The 16,635-nt window shown below is 69.9% G+C and carries 12 protein-coding genes; 7 read left to right on the top strand and 5 right to left on the bottom strand.

Annotated elements, in window-relative coordinates:
* Window positions 1–64 precede the first annotated feature (64 nt).
* Both AB0K67_RS39485 and AB0K67_RS39490 read right to left on the bottom strand, forming a co-directional pair.
* Window positions 65–595 carry a DinB family protein gene (locus AB0K67_RS39485; protein ID WP_364070477.1) on the bottom strand — a complete coding sequence of 177 codons (531 nt, stop codon included), beginning with the start codon at window positions 593–595 and terminating at the stop codon, window positions 65–67.
* Window positions 596–759: 164 nt separating this feature from the next.
* Window positions 760–1,719, bottom strand: coding sequence for an AraC family transcriptional regulator (locus AB0K67_RS39490; RefSeq protein ID WP_364070480.1), 960 nt, complete (start codon window positions 1,717–1,719; stop codon window positions 760–762).
* Between the two features lie 93 nt (window positions 1,720–1,812).
* Between AB0K67_RS39490 and AB0K67_RS39495 the strand changes: the two genes are divergently transcribed.
* Window positions 1,813–2,718: an MBL fold metallo-hydrolase gene (locus AB0K67_RS39495; protein WP_364070482.1), complete on the top strand. Its 906-nt coding sequence runs from the start codon at window positions 1,813–1,815 to the stop codon at window positions 2,716–2,718.
* Window positions 2,719–2,943: 225 nt separating this feature from the next.
* Here AB0K67_RS39495 and AB0K67_RS39500 read toward each other — a convergent pair whose 3' ends face one another.
* The 3 genes from AB0K67_RS39500 to AB0K67_RS39510 form a co-directional block, all read right to left on the bottom strand.
* Window positions 2,944–4,422 (bottom strand): Gfo/Idh/MocA family oxidoreductase, encoded by a 1,479-nt coding sequence (locus AB0K67_RS39500; RefSeq protein ID WP_364070484.1) that lies wholly within the window; start codon window positions 4,420–4,422, stop codon window positions 2,944–2,946.
* Window positions 4,423–4,649: 227 nt separating this feature from the next.
* On the bottom strand, window positions 4,650–5,138 hold the full coding sequence (locus AB0K67_RS39505) for a hypothetical protein (RefSeq protein ID WP_364070487.1): 489 nt from the start codon (window positions 5,136–5,138) through the stop codon (window positions 4,650–4,652).
* Between the two features lie 1,301 nt (window positions 5,139–6,439).
* A complete protein-coding gene (locus AB0K67_RS39510; RefSeq protein WP_364070489.1) occupies window positions 6,440–7,444 on the bottom strand; it encodes a LacI family DNA-binding transcriptional regulator in 1,005 nt (334 codons plus the stop codon).
* A gap of 159 nt (window positions 7,445–7,603) precedes the next feature.
* Here AB0K67_RS39510 and AB0K67_RS39515 point away from each other — a divergent pair, with 159 nt between their 5' ends.
* The 6 genes from AB0K67_RS39515 to AB0K67_RS39540 are packed head-to-tail and all read left to right on the top strand — an operon-like array spanning window position 7,604 to window position 16,305.
* Window positions 7,604–8,947: a sugar ABC transporter substrate-binding protein gene (locus tag AB0K67_RS39515; RefSeq protein ID WP_364070492.1), complete on the top strand. Its 1,344-nt coding sequence runs from the start codon at window positions 7,604–7,606 to the stop codon at window positions 8,945–8,947.
* Window positions 8,948–8,960: 13 nt separating this feature from the next.
* Window positions 8,961–9,944, top strand: a complete 984-nt coding sequence (locus AB0K67_RS39520; RefSeq protein WP_364070494.1) for a sugar ABC transporter permease — start codon at window positions 8,961–8,963, stop codon at window positions 9,942–9,944.
* Window positions 9,944–10,840, top strand: coding sequence for a carbohydrate ABC transporter permease (locus tag AB0K67_RS39525; protein WP_364070497.1), 897 nt, complete (start codon window positions 9,944–9,946; stop codon window positions 10,838–10,840). The genes AB0K67_RS39520 and AB0K67_RS39525 overlap by 1 nt, the downstream gene beginning before the upstream one ends.
* A 34-nt stretch (window positions 10,841–10,874) precedes the next feature.
* Window positions 10,875–12,581, top strand: a complete 1,707-nt coding sequence (locus tag AB0K67_RS39530; RefSeq protein WP_364070500.1) for a hypothetical protein — start codon at window positions 10,875–10,877, stop codon at window positions 12,579–12,581.
* A 41-nt stretch (window positions 12,582–12,622) separates the two neighbouring features.
* The gene (locus AB0K67_RS39535) at window positions 12,623–14,389 is read left to right on the top strand and encodes a sugar-binding domain-containing protein (RefSeq protein ID WP_364070503.1); all 1,767 of its coding nucleotides are present in this window, start codon (window positions 12,623–12,625) and stop codon (window positions 14,387–14,389) included.
* An 8-nt stretch (window positions 14,390–14,397) separates the two neighbouring features.
* Window positions 14,398–16,305 carry a hypothetical protein gene (locus AB0K67_RS39540; RefSeq protein ID WP_364070506.1) on the top strand — a complete coding sequence of 636 codons (1,908 nt, stop codon included), beginning with the start codon at window positions 14,398–14,400 and terminating at the stop codon, window positions 16,303–16,305.
* Window positions 16,306–16,635 lie beyond the last annotated feature (330 nt).

Below are 16,635 nucleotides of genomic sequence, written 5' to 3' on the forward strand. Positions count from 1 at the left end.
CGACCGGCCGACGTGGGGCTGCCGGTCCCGGCGGGCTGGAGGACGGCGGCTCACCGCTACTGGTTCACTGCCTGCGCAGCAGGCCGATCTCCGCGGCGTTCTTGGCGAGCTCGATGTTCACCCAGGCGACCACGTGTCCCAGGGTGAGCGTTCCGTCGGCGAACCAGCCGCTCCGATCGGTGGAGTCCAGGTCCGTCCCGCTCAGAGAGTCCAGCGCGTGGCTCCACCGATCACGGCACTCGTTGAGCCACGTGACCGCCGATGCCACGTCGCCCGGCCAGGGGGTCGCCTGTGCGGCCGCGGACCAGTCGTCCGGCTCGGGCGCCGCATCGGGCTTGTCGAAGCATCGCGTATACGCGTGGGTCCACCAGAAACCGATGTGCCACATCACCCAGGCGATGGACGTCGCCGGCGCAGGATCGGGCTCCGGCATGGACCAGTCGGCGGCCCATGTTCCGTCGGGCTTCCGGCGGACACTCCAGCAGTTCGACGAGGGCTCCCGTAGGGCTTCCTCGTCGGTCAGGCCGTTGAGCTGAAAGGTCAGCAGTGACCAGGAGACGTCCAGTTGCCAACGGAGCCGCTGCAGTTCAGACATGGACGGAAGCCTAGGGCCTGCCCAACAGTGTCGATCAAGGCAATTTTCCGGTGCCGGTGACGTGATCGCTAAGGTGCGCGCGGAGTTCCCCGATGAGATCTCCGGCGTCGCGTACGCCGACGGCCGGGCGGGGGCTGGAGCGGCTTCAGTGGACAGCCCGTGCATCACGGTCGAGGCGCCGCTTTCCGCGGCATCGGTCGGGACCGTGTTTCAGCAGGCGTGGGGGAGCCGCCCGACCGCACGAGTTCCCGGTACCGTCCCGGCGTGGTGCCGAACTCCCGCTCGAAGGCGTGCGACAGCGCGTACGGGCTGCTGTATCCGACGCGCTCGGCGATGGCCGCCAGCGTGTCCTTGGTGTCGCGCAGCAGGGACGCGGCTTTGATCACCCGCCACCAGGTGAGGTACGCCATCGGCGGCCGCCCGACCAGGGCGGTGAAGCGGCGTGCCAGCGTCGGACGGGAGACGCCCGCCTCGGCGGCCAGGCGGTCGATGGTCCACGGTGCGGCCGGTCGTGCGTGCATCGCCCGCAGCGCGGCGGCCGTCACCGGATCGCCCAGCGCGCTGGGCCAGGCTCCGCTGGTGGTCTGGGACATCCAGGCCCGGATCATGTAGACGAGGAGCAGGTCGAGCAGGTGCGGCAGTGCGATGGACGAGCCGGGCCGCACCTCGTCCAGCTCGACGGCGAGCAGGTCGATCGCGGCGCGCAGCTCCAGGTGGGTGCCCACCCGGCTGGGGAGGTGGACGACCTCGGGCAGCTCGGTCATCAGCGGGTGCATGCGGCTGCAGTCGAGCCGGTATTTGCCGCAGAGCAGCTCCGTCGCGCCGTGCCGGCGCGGCTCCGCCGTGGCCGGCCACTGCTCGAACGGCACCGCATGCTCCAGGTCGCCGAGGGAGTCGGCGAGCACGTGGCCGGTGCCGTGGGGGAGCAGCACCGCGTCGCCCACGTTGAGGGACACGTCGGTGCCGTTGTCGGTGCGGAGCCGGCAGGCGCCCTTGAGGACGACGTGGAAACCCGCGCCGTCGTACGGGTCCAGCCGCACGCTCCAGCTCCCGTCGATGCCCACCCGGTCGAATAGCGGGTGTCCGAGATGAACGGCGGAGATCGCGTCACTGACCACGTCCATGCGCCCACGATATCTCCCGTGATACGAATTCGTATTTTCCTGAGCTGAACGGGCATTGAGCGGATCACCTGCCGCTTCCTAGGGTCGTTGACCATGACGAACGAGAACGCACAGCGCATGATCCTCGGGGACGTCGAGGTCCTCAGGATCGTCGAATTTCACGGGCCGTTCCGGCCCATCTCCGACTTCTTCGCCGGACCCGACACCGAGGCATGGAAGGCCAACCAGGACTGGCTGGCGCCCGACCACTGGGAGCCCGGCACCGGCCACATGGTGTGCGCCCTGCAGAGCTGGGTGCTGCGCAGCGGCGGGCGTACTGTGCTGGTCGACACCGGCGTGGGGCACGACCGCGAGCGGCCCGGCCTGGGGATGTTCCACCGGGCCCCCAGCGATTTCCTCGACCTCCTGGCGCGGGCCGGCGTGCGCCCCCAGGACGTGGACGTCGTGGTCAACACCCACCTGCACGCCGATCACGTCGGCTGGAACACCGTGGACGCGGACGGGCTGTGGATCCCGGCCTTCCCCAACGCCCGCTACCTCATCCCGGCCGCCGACGACTTCCACTTCGGGCCGGACAACGCGTACGGCGGGGGCGTGCAGGAGGCGGCCCGCTTCATCTACGAGGACAGCATCGCCCCCATCCACCGGGCGGGACAGGCCGTGCTGTGGGACGGCCACCACCGCATCGACGACCATCTCACGCTCGAGTCCGCGCCCGGCCACACCCCCGGCTCGGCGGTGCTGCGGCTGGCCTCCGGCGGCGACCGTGCGGTGTTCGCCGGGGACGTGCTGCACAGCCCGATGCAGATCCTCGACCCCTGCCTCAACAGCGCCGCCTGCCTGGACCGCGCCCAGGCCAAGGCCAGCCGCATCCGGATCCTCGAGCGGGCCGCCGACGAACGCGAACTCCTCATCCCCGCTCATTTCGGCGGCCCCGGCGCCCTGGAAGTCCGCCGAACCGGCACCACCTTCGCCCTCGGCCCCTGGGCGGCCACCTGAGACCCCTGCCCGCATCCCCCTGCCACCACGATCCAAAAGCCGGTGCCGACGCACGCCTGCCCGGCAGGACCGTCTGGGTGGTGGGCGTGGACGGCGACGCTCCGCCGAGGGGGCCGGGGCCGGGAGTCGACCGCCTGATGCGCGGTACGTCTCCGTCAGGACGGGAGGTCGGCTGCATCGGGAGCGAGGCGAGAGCGGCGGCCGAAGGCCGTGGGGAGGAGAGGTTCACCCCTTGGCTTCGGGGCCGGGCGGTTCGATGATGCCTTTGCCGCGGCGTCGGGTGGTCGAGGTGAGCTGCGGGTCTTCCGGCCGGGGGCGGTCGAACGTCGGGCGGGCCTCTTTCCAGTGGCCGCGGGTGAAGTCGGGCACCTTGACCGGGCGGAGGCGTCCGGCCTTCAGGGACTCGTGGCTGAGCGGGATCACCGAGCACCAGGCCGCCGAGTCGTACACGTCGATGTCGGGCGTCATGCCGAGCCGCATCAGTTGCACGAGCCGGAAGATGGACACGAAGTCGCCGCCGCCGTGCCCGCCGTACTGGTCGGCCAGCTCCTCAAGCAGCGGCCATAACCAGTGGTCGTACTGCTTGAGGATGGCGTCGTACGCGCTGCCGGTCCGCCAGGTGTGGTCGTCGTGGCCGAGGGATTCGAGGTAGAGGCGGGCGTTGTCGAGCTCGATCGTGCCTCGCGTGCCGGTGAGGGTGGTCTCGCGGGTGTACGGGTGCGGCGAGTTGACGTCGTGCTCGACCCGGATGAACCGGCCTTGGACGGTGGTGACGAAGCAGGTGTGGCGGTCGCCCGAGATGTACGGGCGGTCTTGCCAGGAGGAGTGGTCCGGGCCCACCCGCGGGTCCTCCTCGCGGAACAGGGCCAGCGCCTTGGGCACGGAGGCGACGGCGACGAGTTCGTCGAAGCGGTCGCCGCGGTTGATGCCCATGGCCGCCGAGACCGGGCCGAGGCCGTGCATGGGGTAGTGGAGGGCGTTCATGCGGGTCTGCCAGCGCCGCCGCCAGTGCTCGGGGTGGTAGGCGCCGCCGAACAGGTACGGCCAGCGCAGGTCGTGGACGTACCCGCCCGAACCGTGCTGCACGTCCCCGAAGAGCCCCGCCTTGGCCATGTTGAACATCTGCAGCTCCGGGCGGAAGTAGTTGACGTTCTCCAGGAGCATGCAGTGCTTGCGGGTGCGCTCGGAGGTGCGCACCAGGTCCCAGATCTCGTCCAGGTGCGGGGAGATCGGCAGTTCGACGGCGACGTGCTTGCCGTGCTCCATGGCGGCCTTGGCCTGGGGGTAGTGCCACTCCCATGGCGTGGCGATGTAGACGAGGTCGATGTCGTCGCGCCGTACGAGGTTGAGGAAGTCCTCGTCGCCCGCCGCGTAGCCGGCCGGCTCGACGTCCTGGAAGCCCTGCTGCATGATGCGGCTGATGGTGCGGGTGACCCGTTCCGGGCGGATGTCGCAGACGGCGGTGACGGTGGCGACGGCGCCCCAGCGTACGTCCTGGTCGCCGCCCCGGTTGCCGAGGCCGATGAGCCCGACGCGGACGTTCTCGAAGCCCTCGAACGGGACGTTCACCATGCTCCGTTCGCCCTGTTCGCGGGGTGGTGCCCAGGCGGCGGCCGTGCTTCCGATGGCCGCTGTGGCGCCCAGGGAGACACCGGTCTTCAGCAGGTCGCGGCGGGAAGGGGCGTAGCGGAGCGGAGGGGCCACGGCGATCACTCCAGGGTTGGGGGGTGGTGATGGTTTATGGCGTTTTCTCCTGGTATGTGCGCAGTATCGATCATCCGTTGCGGGAGAGCAAGAGCCGTCGCGGGTGGGGTTGCGGCGCAGACCTACGGCCTATGGAGTTCGGCGAGTCGAGCAGGCGACCGCGGTGAGGTGGTGTCCTCGGCAGGGGGCGGCTCGTGGTTGCTAACCCGGATTCAGGCTGCGGACGCTCAGAGCAGGGTGCGGAAACGGGCGGGTCGGCCGGGTCCCGGTCGACGACGTGGACGGGCGGCCAGGCCCACTGCCAGACGCCGATCCCCGGCACACGTCAGAACCGTATGCGCCCCCGGGCGCCCTCCACCTCGACGTCCGGCCAGGCAGCGGACACGCGTGCCCGGTCCGTACCGTACGAGCGGCACCGCCGGCGACGGATACCCGGTCAGAATCAGCAGCGCCGTCGCCCCGCTCCCGGCGACCGCGTCACACAGGGCCTGCGGGTCCAGTCCATCGAGTTCCCGTACGGTGCCGCCGCGCAGTGTGAGGTGTTCCCGCAGGATGCGGATGCCGGACTGCCAGTAGACGCTCGGCTGGGCCGCCACGGCGATGTGGCGGTGTCCCGCGCCCAGAAGGAAGTCGCCGTACATCCGCCAGCCGTGGGATTGCGCCGGCGCCACCCGCGCCACGTGCTCCGCCGGTTGCTCGGTGAGCGCGTCCAGCACCGCCGAGGAGCAGAGGAACGGCAGACCGGCCGCCTGCGCCGCGGCGGCGGCCTGTTACCCGCCCCGGCGATGGTCAGATGCCTACGCGTGACGGTGGGCAGCGCACCACCCGCAGCCGGCAGTGCGCCCGACGATGCTCGCGAGGGCGATGGTGACGAGGACGGGCGCGGCAAGACCGAGCCCGGAACCGCCGATGAAGAGCGAGGAAGCAAGCAGTCGAGGCCCAATAGCGTCGCCGTCCTGGGCGGCGAGCCACATGACGAGCCCAGTCACCGCGATCGTGGGTGAGCCGGTGATCAGCAAGGGTTCGGCCGGCTCTGACGGCGAGAGCAACGCCGGGGCCGGAGGTGATGATCGAGCCCAGCGTGTACGGAGGATCACCAGGCCGGTTTCCCAGGTGGTGCGGCTCGTTTCGGTTCTGCAGGTTGACCGAGAACGTGAGGAACTGCGCCGCGTTACCGCCGAAGAAAAGGCACCGTACCGCGAAGGCGCGAACCCCCGGCAGGGCCGAATCGAAGACAGGCTCAGCCGAGCCGCATAGACGCCGCTCGTACGCGGGGAAGGCTGGCGAGGAGAAAATAAGGTCCCCGGCAGTGCCGTAGCGATCTTCGTCAATGCTGTCGAAGCCGGCGGCGTTTCGGATACGCGCAAAGGCCGTGTTCGAGCGGTGACCGGATGGCGCCGTGGGCCGGCAGGTCGGTGGGCTGCAGAAGAGCGCGTCGGGGCGGGATCACGCCCACACCGAGCATCGGCTTCGGTCGGCGGAAGCGTGCCCGGCGGTGGTAGACGTAAGAGGGAAGTGGCCACACTGCCAGTGGGCCTCGCCTTGAGGCGGCTAGAGTGCCGTCCATGGCAGGCGGAATCAACCGCGCGGACACCCCTTCTGACCTGCGCATCCGCACTACCGGCGGACTGCTGCAGAATACGTCCCCACAGCCCGCCGGGTAACCCGCCTAACCTGCGGCTTTACCTTGGGGTCGCTCATCAACCCTGGAGGGATCGCAACCCGATGCCGTTGACCAGCGGCCGGCCCCACGGGAATCGCAACGGTAGCTGTGCGGTCTTGATGATCCCGCGGGCGATATCGAGTCGCTCATCACCCCTGGAGGGCTCAAGGCGATCACGGGGGCGAGGGGGTGCGGCTTCGAGCAGCTCACACTAGGCGAAGGCATGGCTCCACCGTAGTCATTGCACGCGCGGTGATGTCGGCTCGAAGCGCCCTTCTTTCGTGGTAGCAGCAGCCGGTACGCGTGGGCACTTGGCGGGTGCCATGGCGGCACCCGCCGGTACGCCGAACACGCTCACCCGGACGCGGTGCGCCCGGCCGTGCTCTCCCGCACGACCAGCGTGAACCCGGTGACGGTGTCGTTCACGGGCAGGTCGGTCTTGCTCTGTGCCCGGGCCAGCAGCCGGTCCACCGCGGTTTCGGCGATCTGCCGCTTGTCGGGGGAGATGGTGGTGAGGGTGGGGGTGCTGTAGCGGCCTTCGTCGATGTCGTCGAAGCCGGCGACGGCCACGTCTTCGGGGACGCGGAGCCCGTGTTCGAGGAGGGCTCGGATGGCGCCCTGGGCGACCAGGTCGGTGGCGCAGAAGACGGCGTCAGGGGGGCCTCCCGCCCGCTTGAGGAGTTTGCGCATGGCCAGGAGGCCGTCTTTGCGGTGGTAGCCGGCGGTGGGGATGATGAGGCGGGATTCGACTTTGAGGCCGGCGGACTCCAGTGCCTGACGGTAGCCGGCGGTGCGGAGCTGGGCGATCTCGGAGGTGGCCGCGCGCTGGGAGCCGATGAAGGCGATGCGGCGGCGGCCGATCTCGATGAGGTGTTCGGTGGCGGTGCGGGCGGCGGCGACGTTGTCGATGCCGACGTGGTCGACGAGGCCCTGGCTTGAGCGTTCGCCGAGCAGGACGATCGGGGTGCGGTCGCGGCGGCCTTCGAGGTCGGCGCCGCCGAGGGCGACGGGGCTGTAGATGAGCCCTTCGACGAACTGGGTGGAGGTGCCGTTGACGACGGCGAGTTCGCGGTCGCGGTCGCCGAGCGTCTGCATGATCATCACGGTGAGGCCGCGCTTCTGCGCGACTTCGACGACGAGGCGGGCGAGCTCGGAGAAGTAGGCGACGTCGAGCTCGGGGACGGCCAGGCCGATGATGCGGCTGCGTCCGCTGCGCAGGCTGCGGGCCGCGTGGTTGGGGCGGTAGTCGAGCTCTTCGATGGCGGCGAGGACGCGGGCCCGCACGTCGTCGCTGACGTGAGGGTAGTTGTTGATCACGTTGGAGACCGTCTTGCGGGCGACTCCCGCTCGGGCTGCCACGTCCGCCTGTGTGACCGTCATCCCTGCCTCTGTCTGCTCTCCGGAGTTGTGAACGAGGACAAGTGTAGCCTTTACCACGTGGCAGGCCACGTGGTAAAAACGCTCGCAATAGCCGCGAAACACTTCAGAAACCCCGATCGCGGCCTCCCGGAGGGCTCCATGCGCATCTCTCGACGGCTGATACCGATCTGCCTGACCATGTCGGCGATAACCGCCGTGACCGCCTGCTCCAACACCGCGGCGTCCTCGGGGGAGAAGTCCAACACGCTGACCATCGCGGTGTGGGGCGTCAACGAGGACATCGACAGCATCAAGGCCGCCGCCAAGGGCTTCGAGCAGGCCAACCCGGACATCAAGCTGAAGTTCAACAGGACCGACTGCGGCGCCGACTACGCTGTGTGCAAGACGCTCATCGCCGGACGCAACATGGCGGACGTGCTTGTCACCGGCACCTGGAACTTCAACCAGATGGCCAACGACGGCGTGCTGGCGGACCTGACGGACCGGATGGCCGCCGACGGCGTGAAGGAGGAGGACTTCGTCCCCGTCGTCATCGAGTCGGACAAGGCCGCCAAGGACGGGCGTTTCTACGGGCTGCCGATGGGCTACAACGTCCAGTCGCTGTTCTATAACAAGGAGATGTTCGCCAAGGCCGGGCTGAAGGAACCGCCCGCCGACGGCGACTACACCTACGACGACCTGCGCGAATGGGCGCGCAAGCTGACGCTGGACGCCAACGGCAACAACGCCGACAGCCCGGACTTCGACCCGAAGAAGATCGTCCAGTGGGGCTACTACAACCGCTTCGCCATCCCGTCGGAGCCGGGCTACTGGCCGGTGCTGTGGGCGTACGGCGGCGGCGTGCTCGGCGGCGAGAAGCGCGACCAGTGCGACCTGGAGAAGCCGGGCACCGCGCAGGCGATGCAGCTCCTGCAGGACATGATGTGGAAGGACCACAGCTCCGTCACCCCGCAGATGGAGCAGGAGACGCCCGGCTACCTGCGCTGGATCCAGGGGCATGTGGCGATGCAGCAGGGCTCGCACGAGCAGGTGACGATCGCAGCGCAGCAGAACCCGTCGCTGAAGTACGACATGGCCGCCCTGCCGAAGGGTCCCGAGGGCAACGCGACGATGATCCAGGTGCACAGCTGGGCCGCCTACGCCAAGTCCCCGAACCTGGACAACGCCTGGAAGTTCATCAAATACATGGCGACCGAGGGTGCGGGCAAGCAGATGGGGCTGATCCCGGCGTACAAGAAGGTCGCCGAAGGGCCCGCGTTCCTGAAGGCGCCCGGAGAGCCGGAGCACCTGAAGGAGGCGCAGCTCGACCCCGCGGCATGGCCGCTGGCCCGCACGAACATCGACCCGCAGGGCGTGCTCGCCACGGTGCTCGGCCAGGACGGCATCGGCCCGGCGCTGAACGACATCATCACCGGCAAGAAGCCCGCGGCCGAGGCGCTCCAGGGCACCTGCGCGAAGATCGACAAGATCCTCGCCTCCTGACGGGACGATCGTGATGGCCGAAGCCGCACCATCGCCCGCGCAGGCGCCGCGCTCCCGCGCGCGGCGCCGCGAGGCGGGCACCGCACTGCTGTTCCTGCTGCCCCAGATCTTCGGACTGGTGGCCTTCATCGGCGTCCCGCTCGGGGTGTCGCTGTACTACTCGTTCACCCACTGGGACCTGGTCGCCCCCGAGCCGACCTGGATCGGGCTGGAGAACTGGACGCACCTGCTCGAGGACGAGCGTGTGCCGAAGGTCCTGTGGAACACGATCAAGTTCATCTTCACCGGCACCCTCAGCTTCCTGCTGATGTCGCTGGTGGCCGCGCTGCTCACCTACCGGCCGCGGCGCGGGGTGGCGTTCTACCGGGCGCTGCTGTTCCTGCCGTACGTGCTGTCGCAGATCGCCGTCGGCATCGTCTGGCGGTGGATGTTCAACACCGAGTCCGGGCCGATCAACGCCGCGATCGAGCTGTTCGGCGTGGACGGCCCGCAGTGGCTGCTCGACCCGGCGACCGCGATGCCCGCCATCGCGCTGGTCACCACCTGGCAGGGGCTCGGCTACGGCATGACGCTCTACATCGCCTCCCTGCACGGAGTGCCCGAGGCCCTGCCGGAGGCGGCGAAGATCGACGGCGCGAACGCCTGGCAGCGCTTCCGCCACGTGATGCTGCCGATGATCTCCCCGACCGTGCTGTTCCTCGTGGTCACCTCGCTGATCGGCGCCCTGCAGCTGTTCGACCCGGTGGTCGCGATGACCACCTCGGGCGGCAGCATCGGCATGGCCGGCGGGCCCGACGACTCCACGCGCACGGTGGTGCTCTACATGTACAACCAGATGTTCAACTACAACGAGCGCCTGTCCGGGCTCGGGTACGCCGCGGCGATCGCCTGGGTGCTGGCCCTGCTGACCTTCGTGCTCACGCTCATCCAGTGGGCGTTCAGCAAGCGGTGGGTCTTCTACGCCGGTGAGGGCGCCGCCAAGAAGGGCGGCCAGTGATGACGATCACCGACACGATCAAGGCGGGTACGCCGCAGCGGGCCGCGCAGCCCGCGCCCGGCCTCCACCGGGCGCGCAGGCGGGCCAGGACCGGCTTCTACCACGCCGGGATGACGGTGCTGGTGGTGCTGTACATCCTGCCGGTGCTGTGGGCGGCGTCGATGTCGCTGCGTACCGACGCGAACATGTTCGACGCCGACCAGCTCATCCCGCACCCGATCACTTTCGAGCACTACGCGAACCTGTTCACGATCCTGCCGGACTTCGGGCGGTACGTCGGCAACACGGTGCTGATCGCCGTCGTCGGCACGGCGGGCACGCTGCTGTCGAGCTCGCTCGCCGGGTACGCGCTGGCCCGCTTCACCTTCCCGGGCCAGCGGGCGCTGCTCATGGTGATCCTGCTGACGCTGATGGTGCCGCCGCAGGTGACGCTCATCCCGCAGTACGTCATCTTCCGCAACCTCAACTGGATCGACACCCCGCTGCCGATCATCGTGCCGATGCTGTTCGGCGGGGCGCTGCCCACGTTCTTCTTCCGGCAGTTCTTCCTCACACTGCCGCGCGAGCTGGAGGACGCCGCCGCGATCGACGGCGCGGGCCGCTGGCGCACGTTCTTCTCGGTGATGGCGCCGCTGGCCGGGCCCGCGTACCTGGCGATGGGGCTGCTGACGTTCGTGCAGCTATGGAACAGCTTCTTCGTCAACTCCATCTACCTGCAGGACCAGAACCAGTGGGTGCTCACCCAGGCGCTGCAGAGCCTCATCGGCCGCTACAACAGCCAGTACGGCGAGATCATGGCCGGCGTCACCCTCGTCTCCCTGCCGATCGTCATCGGCTACGTCTTCGTCCAGCGCTGGGTGGTGCGCGGCATCGCCTTCAGCGGCATGGCCAACTGACTCTCGCTCTCCTCCCGGAAAGGGACCCCTGTACGTGAAGATCCCCGCCACGACCGCGACCGTCCGCGTGCACCCGGCCCGCCGCGCCGACCACCCGCTGTCGAAGTCGAAGTTCGCCGTCTTCAACAGCGGCATCGTGCACGCCCCGACCTACCGCCGCGACGAGGCCGCGCTGCGCGCCGCGCATCCGGAGTCGGTCCGCATCGACATCGGCTGGGGCGCCGAGTGGATCGGCTACGAACGGCCGATCAGCACGCCCACCCCGGACGGCTTCGTCTACGACTTCTCCGAGCTGGACGAGATCGGCTCGTTCCTCAACGGCCTCGGCATCCGCCCCTACTGGTCGTACTGCTACGTGCCCGCCCCCTATCAGCCCGAGGGCGGCGACTGGCGCGACCTCGCCGACGACGCCGGCTGGGCGGAGATGGTGCGCGCCTACGTCGCCGGCGCCCGCGAGCGCGGCGTCACGGTCGGCTACCACGAGGTCTACAACGAGCCCGACCTGCGCGACGAGAAGACCGGCGAGGCCGTCTTCTACGGCGGCGACCTGGACGACTACCTGCAGCTCTACCGCACGGCCGCGCCCGCGATCCGCGAAGCCGACCCCGACACCCCGGTGGGCGGCCCGGCCCTGGCCATGGTGCTGCCGAACGAGCACTGGATCCCGGCGTTCCTCGACACCGTGCGGGCGGAGAAGCTGCCGCTGGACTTCTTCTCCTTCCACCACTACGGCACCCACAGCGTGCAGGTCGCCCTGGAGAAGGTGCTGCGCCACCTGGAGGAACGCCCCGACCTGGCGGACGTGGAGGTGCACCTCAACGAGTACAACTCCTACCCGGTGCACTATCCGCGCGGCGGCACCCAGGACGGCCACCACATGGCGGCGGCCCTGCTCGCCGACTTCGCCGCGCTGCTCGCCGCGCCGGGGCTGACGAAGGTGAACTGGGCGCAGTTCCTCGACAGCGGCCACGGCAACTACTCGGGCATGGTCACCATCGACGGCGAGCGCAAGCCGGTGCTGAGCGCGTACGAGTTCTACCAGAACATGCCGACCGACCGCTGCGTGCTGGAGATCGACGGCCCGCCCGGGGTCGGCGGCCTAGCCGGAGTCGAGCCCGGCCGCCTGTGCGTGGCCGTGTGGAACCGGTCGCCGCGCGCCGTACGGGTCCGCCTCGACCTGGGCGAGCACGCGTACGAGAGCGTCGCGCTGCGCAGGATCGACGACGGCCACGACGGCGCCGAGGCCGAGCACCTGCCCGCCGAGCGGTACTGGGATCTGGAGCTGCCCCGCGGCGGCGTCGCCCTGCTGGAGGCGACCGACACCGCCGCGCGGACCGCCCCGCCCGCCCCCGCCGGCACCGTCCGCCGGGTCCGCCACCGCTACACCGCCCGCACCACGACCGCCTGGGCCGACCTGGACGAGGCCACCACCACCTTCCGCCTCGGCACCGCGACCGACCCGCACGCCGTGCCCGTCATCACCGCCGACCTGGAGGGCTGCGGCGAGACGATCACCGTCGCCGGGCGGCTCACCGACGCCGGCGGCGCGCAGATCAGCGGCGGGCGGCTCGTCGTCCGCATCGACGGCGGCCTCGGGCAGAGCCGCGAGCTCTACCTGGACGAGCAGGGCCTGCAGACCGTGGACCTCACCGGGCTCGCCGCCGAACCCGGCCGGGCGCGCGTCACGGTCGCGCTGCGCGACGCGCCCGAGCACGCCTTCGCCGTCGTCACCCTCACCTGACCACCTTCACCAGCGCATCATCGGGGACCTTAAGGAGTACCGTGCCCACGCCCTTGCACGACCATCATCCGCGCCCGCTGCTGGCCCGCGCCGGCTGGCGGGACCTCGGCGGCGACTGGCGGTTCGCCTACGACGACGGCGACGTCGGCCTCGCCGAGCACTGGCAGCGCCGCGATGACGTGTTCGACCAGACGATCACGGTCCCCTATCCGCCGGAGTCCCCGGCCAGCGGCATCGGTGACACCGGCTACCACCCGGTGCTGTGGTACCGCCGCACCGTCGAGCTGGAGCCGCCGCAGGCGGGCCGGCGGGTGATGCTGCGCTTCGGCGCCGTCGACTACCGGGCCGACGTGTGGGTGAACGGCGAGCACGTCGCCTCCCACGAGGGCGGCCAGACCCCGTTCGGCGCCGACATCACCGACGCGCTGTCCGCCGGCGGGCGGCAGGTCATCGTGGTACGCGCCTTCGACGACCCGCACGACCTGGAGCAGCCGCGCGGCAAGCAGGACTGGCAGGAGCGCCCGCACGTCATCTGGTACGAGCGCACCAGCGGCATCTGGCAGCCCGTCTGGCTGGAGGAGGTGCCCGCAGACCACGTCGAGCAGCTCCGCTGGACACCCACCGGAACACCGGGGGAGGTCGATCTGGACCTGCGGCTGGCCCGCCGCACCACCGGGCCCGTTCAGGTGTCGGTACGGCTGGAGCTCGACGGCCGCGTCCTGGCCGAGGAGACGTCCACCGTCACCGGCTCCCGCCTGCGTACGCGCCTGGTCGTGCAGGACGGCGACCACGACGCCGAGCCGCACCACCTGCAGTGGACGCCCGAGCAGCCGACCCTGTGCCAGGCGACCGTCACCGTCCACGGCGCATCCACCGAGGACGTCGTGCACAGCTACGTCGGGTTCAGGACCGCCGGCACCGACGAGCGGTCGTTCCTGCTGAACGGCCTGCCGTACAAGCTGCGCATGGCCCTGTCGCAGGGGTACTGGCCGCAGTCGCACCTGGCCGCACCCGGCGCGGAGGCGCTGCGCACCGAGGTCGAGCTCATCAAGCAGCTCGGCTTCAACGGCATCCGCGTCCACCAGAAGGCCGAAGACCCCCGCTTCCTCTATTGGTGCGACCGGCTCGGCGTGCTGGTGTGGGCCGACGCGGCGGCGTCGTACTCCTTCAGCCCGCGCTCGCTGGCCCGCACCACGCGCGAGTGGATCGAGATCGTCGAACGGGACGCCAGCCACCCGTGCGTCGTGGCCTGGGTCGCGTTCAACGAGAGCTGGGGCGTGCCGCAGGTGGCGCGCTCGGCCGCGCAGCGCGACGCCGTACGCGGCCTGTACCACCTGATCAAGGCGCTCGACCCGAGCCGGCCGGTGATCGGCAACGACGGCTGGGAGTACGTCAGTGGCGACCTGCTCGGCGTCCACGACTACACCCACGATCCCCAGACCATCCGCGACCGCTACGCCGCCCGCCTGCAGGACACCGTCGCCGCAGGGCGGCCCGGCGGCCGGGCGCTCGCGCTCACCGGCGACGTGCCCGCCGTGCCGGTGGTGCTCAGCGAGTTCGGCGGCTTCACCTACGCCCCCGACGACCCCACCACCTGGACCGGCTACGGCGTCGCCGACTCGCCCGAGCAGCTCCTCGAACGGCTCGGCGCGCTGCTGGAGGCCGTGCACGAGGCCGGCGACCTGGCGGGATTCTGCTTCACCCAGCTCACCGACACCGGACAGGAGCGCAACGGACTGCTGACCGAGGACCGCAAACCCAAGGCCGACCCCGAGTCGATCGCCCGCATCATCCGCGGCCGGAGGTGACCGCACCCATGAGACGACCGTTAAGAACCCTCGCCACCGTCGCGACCGCCCTGCTGATCAGCACGTCGCTCGCCGCCCAGCCCGCCCACGCCGCCGACGCCACCGTCACCGCCGACTTCGCGGTCTCCGCCGACTACCCGCTCATCAAGAGCAAGTTCGGCCTGTTCAACAGCGGGTACGTGTCACTGGCCCGCTGGGAGCGCGACGCCGCCAAGATGGCGGCGCTGCGGCCGGCGCGGGTGCGCTGGGAGACCATGTGGGGCAACGAGCAGCACGACTGGACCCCCATGGTCACCGGCTCGCCCGACGACCCGCAGTACCACTTCGAGCAGATCGACCGGCTCGCCGACCTCATCAACGACGCCGGCGCCCAGCCGGTGCCCGCGCTCACGTACACGCCCGGCATCCTCAAACCGCCCGGCGGCAACTGGAACGACCCGCCGACCGACCCCTCGGTCTGGGCCACGAAGATCGTGCCGGCGCTCGCCGCCCACTGGAAGGAGACGGGGCGGCGGGTCGGCTCGTACGAGATCTGGAACGAGCCCGACCTGCCCGGCGTGTTCTGGACCGGCACCCAGGAGCAGTACCTCGACCTGTACCGTGACGCCTCCCGCGCGCTGCGCGCCGCCGACCCCGACGCCTACGTCGAAGGACCGGCGCTGTGCTGCGTGGGGTGGAAGACCGAGTTCGTCAACCGCGTGCTCGCCGACGACCTGCCGCTGGACGGTTTCTCCTTCCACGCCTACACCGACGCCACCGACGGCAGCCTGGAGAACAACTACCAGGCGGCCACCGACTCGGGCCTGACCGCGTACCGGATGGCCACCGTCGACGACAACCTCAACGAGTACAACTGGTCACACGACTTCACCGTGCCCACCGACGTGATCACCCACCGCGGGGCCGCCGAGCTGCTGAAGAGCTTCAAGGCGCTGCTGGCCAAGCCGTGGATCACCCACGTCGAATGGGCACAGTTCCAGGACCCGGTCTGCCCCACCACCTGCGACGTCATCGGGCTGCTCGACCGTGACGGGCACGTGCGGGCCTCGTACAACGCGTTCAAGCTGTACGCCGACATGCCCGTGGCCCGCAAGCAGCTCACCATCGACGGTGCCGTCGACGGCCTGGCCTCCTCCGACTCCCACAAGTCCGGCGTGCTGCTCTGGAACACCTCCGGCAGCGCCCAGGACGTCACGGCCGCGCTGGACAACGTGCCCTTCGCGAACGGCAACTTCCGCGTCTACCGCATCGACGCCGAGCACGCCAGCTACGAGGACAACCCCGCCAGTGAGACCCTCACCCCCGTCGAGCAGCAGCTCGGCGTCTCCACCGCCGGTCTCACCTGGTCCGGCACCATCCCCGACCATGGCATCGTCTACCTCGAGGCCGAGGACGGCACCGGCACCTCGTCCCTCGACCCGGTGAACGTCGGCACCGTCGTACGCGACCTGCAGTACATGCCGAACCACGGCAAGAAGAGCTACGCCAGCTTCGACCGCCGCACCTGGACCGCCGAGATCGGCATGAGCACCGAAACCTGGGCCGACGCCGCCGCCGGCGTCATCGCCACCGACCTCCCCGACACGTTGCGCATCCGCGCGGAGAGCACCGGCACCTTCCAGAACCTCGACGCCAACAGCCTGCACGGCGTACGCATCGACTTCGAGACCGCCTCCGGCTACACCAAGGGCGTGCTCCTGCACGGCGGCCTCTACGACAGCACCCGATCCGCCCCCGTGCCCTGGGGCACCAAGCGGCAGGCCGATGAGGTCATCCGCGTCACCGACTTCTCCGACTTCACCGTCAACCTGCCCGACCTCGCCCCGCCGGGCTGGACCGGACGCGTCACCATGAGCTTCCACCAGCAGAACACCGGCCCCGGCACCCGCACCACGTTCACCGTCCGGCCCGCGTAGCACTGAGATTTGCGTGCGTCCTTCCCGCCGCGCCGAGTTACGGCGGGAAGGACGCACGCATGTGTTCCGCCCGATACGCCGCTCGCGGCGAGAAGAGCGTCAAGGTGGTGCGACATCGAGCCACCACGTACACCGCCCGGCCGCACCCTACCCACCACGCGTCACCCTGACGCCCGCGAGGAACAAGAAGGCTAGAGTGCCGCCTATGGCAGGAAGGATGACCGCGAGAGACACCCCTCGTGGCCTGGGCATCTGCACTACCGGCGGACTGCTGCAAGAATCTTGCCTGAGGCCTGCCGGAGCCCCTGCCTGACCTGCGTTTACTTTGGG

The sequence above is a fragment of the Nonomuraea sp. NPDC052634 genome, assembly GCF_040678535.1.
GTDB classification, from domain to species: Bacteria; Actinomycetota; Actinomycetes; order Streptosporangiales; family Streptosporangiaceae; genus Nonomuraea; species Nonomuraea fastidiosa.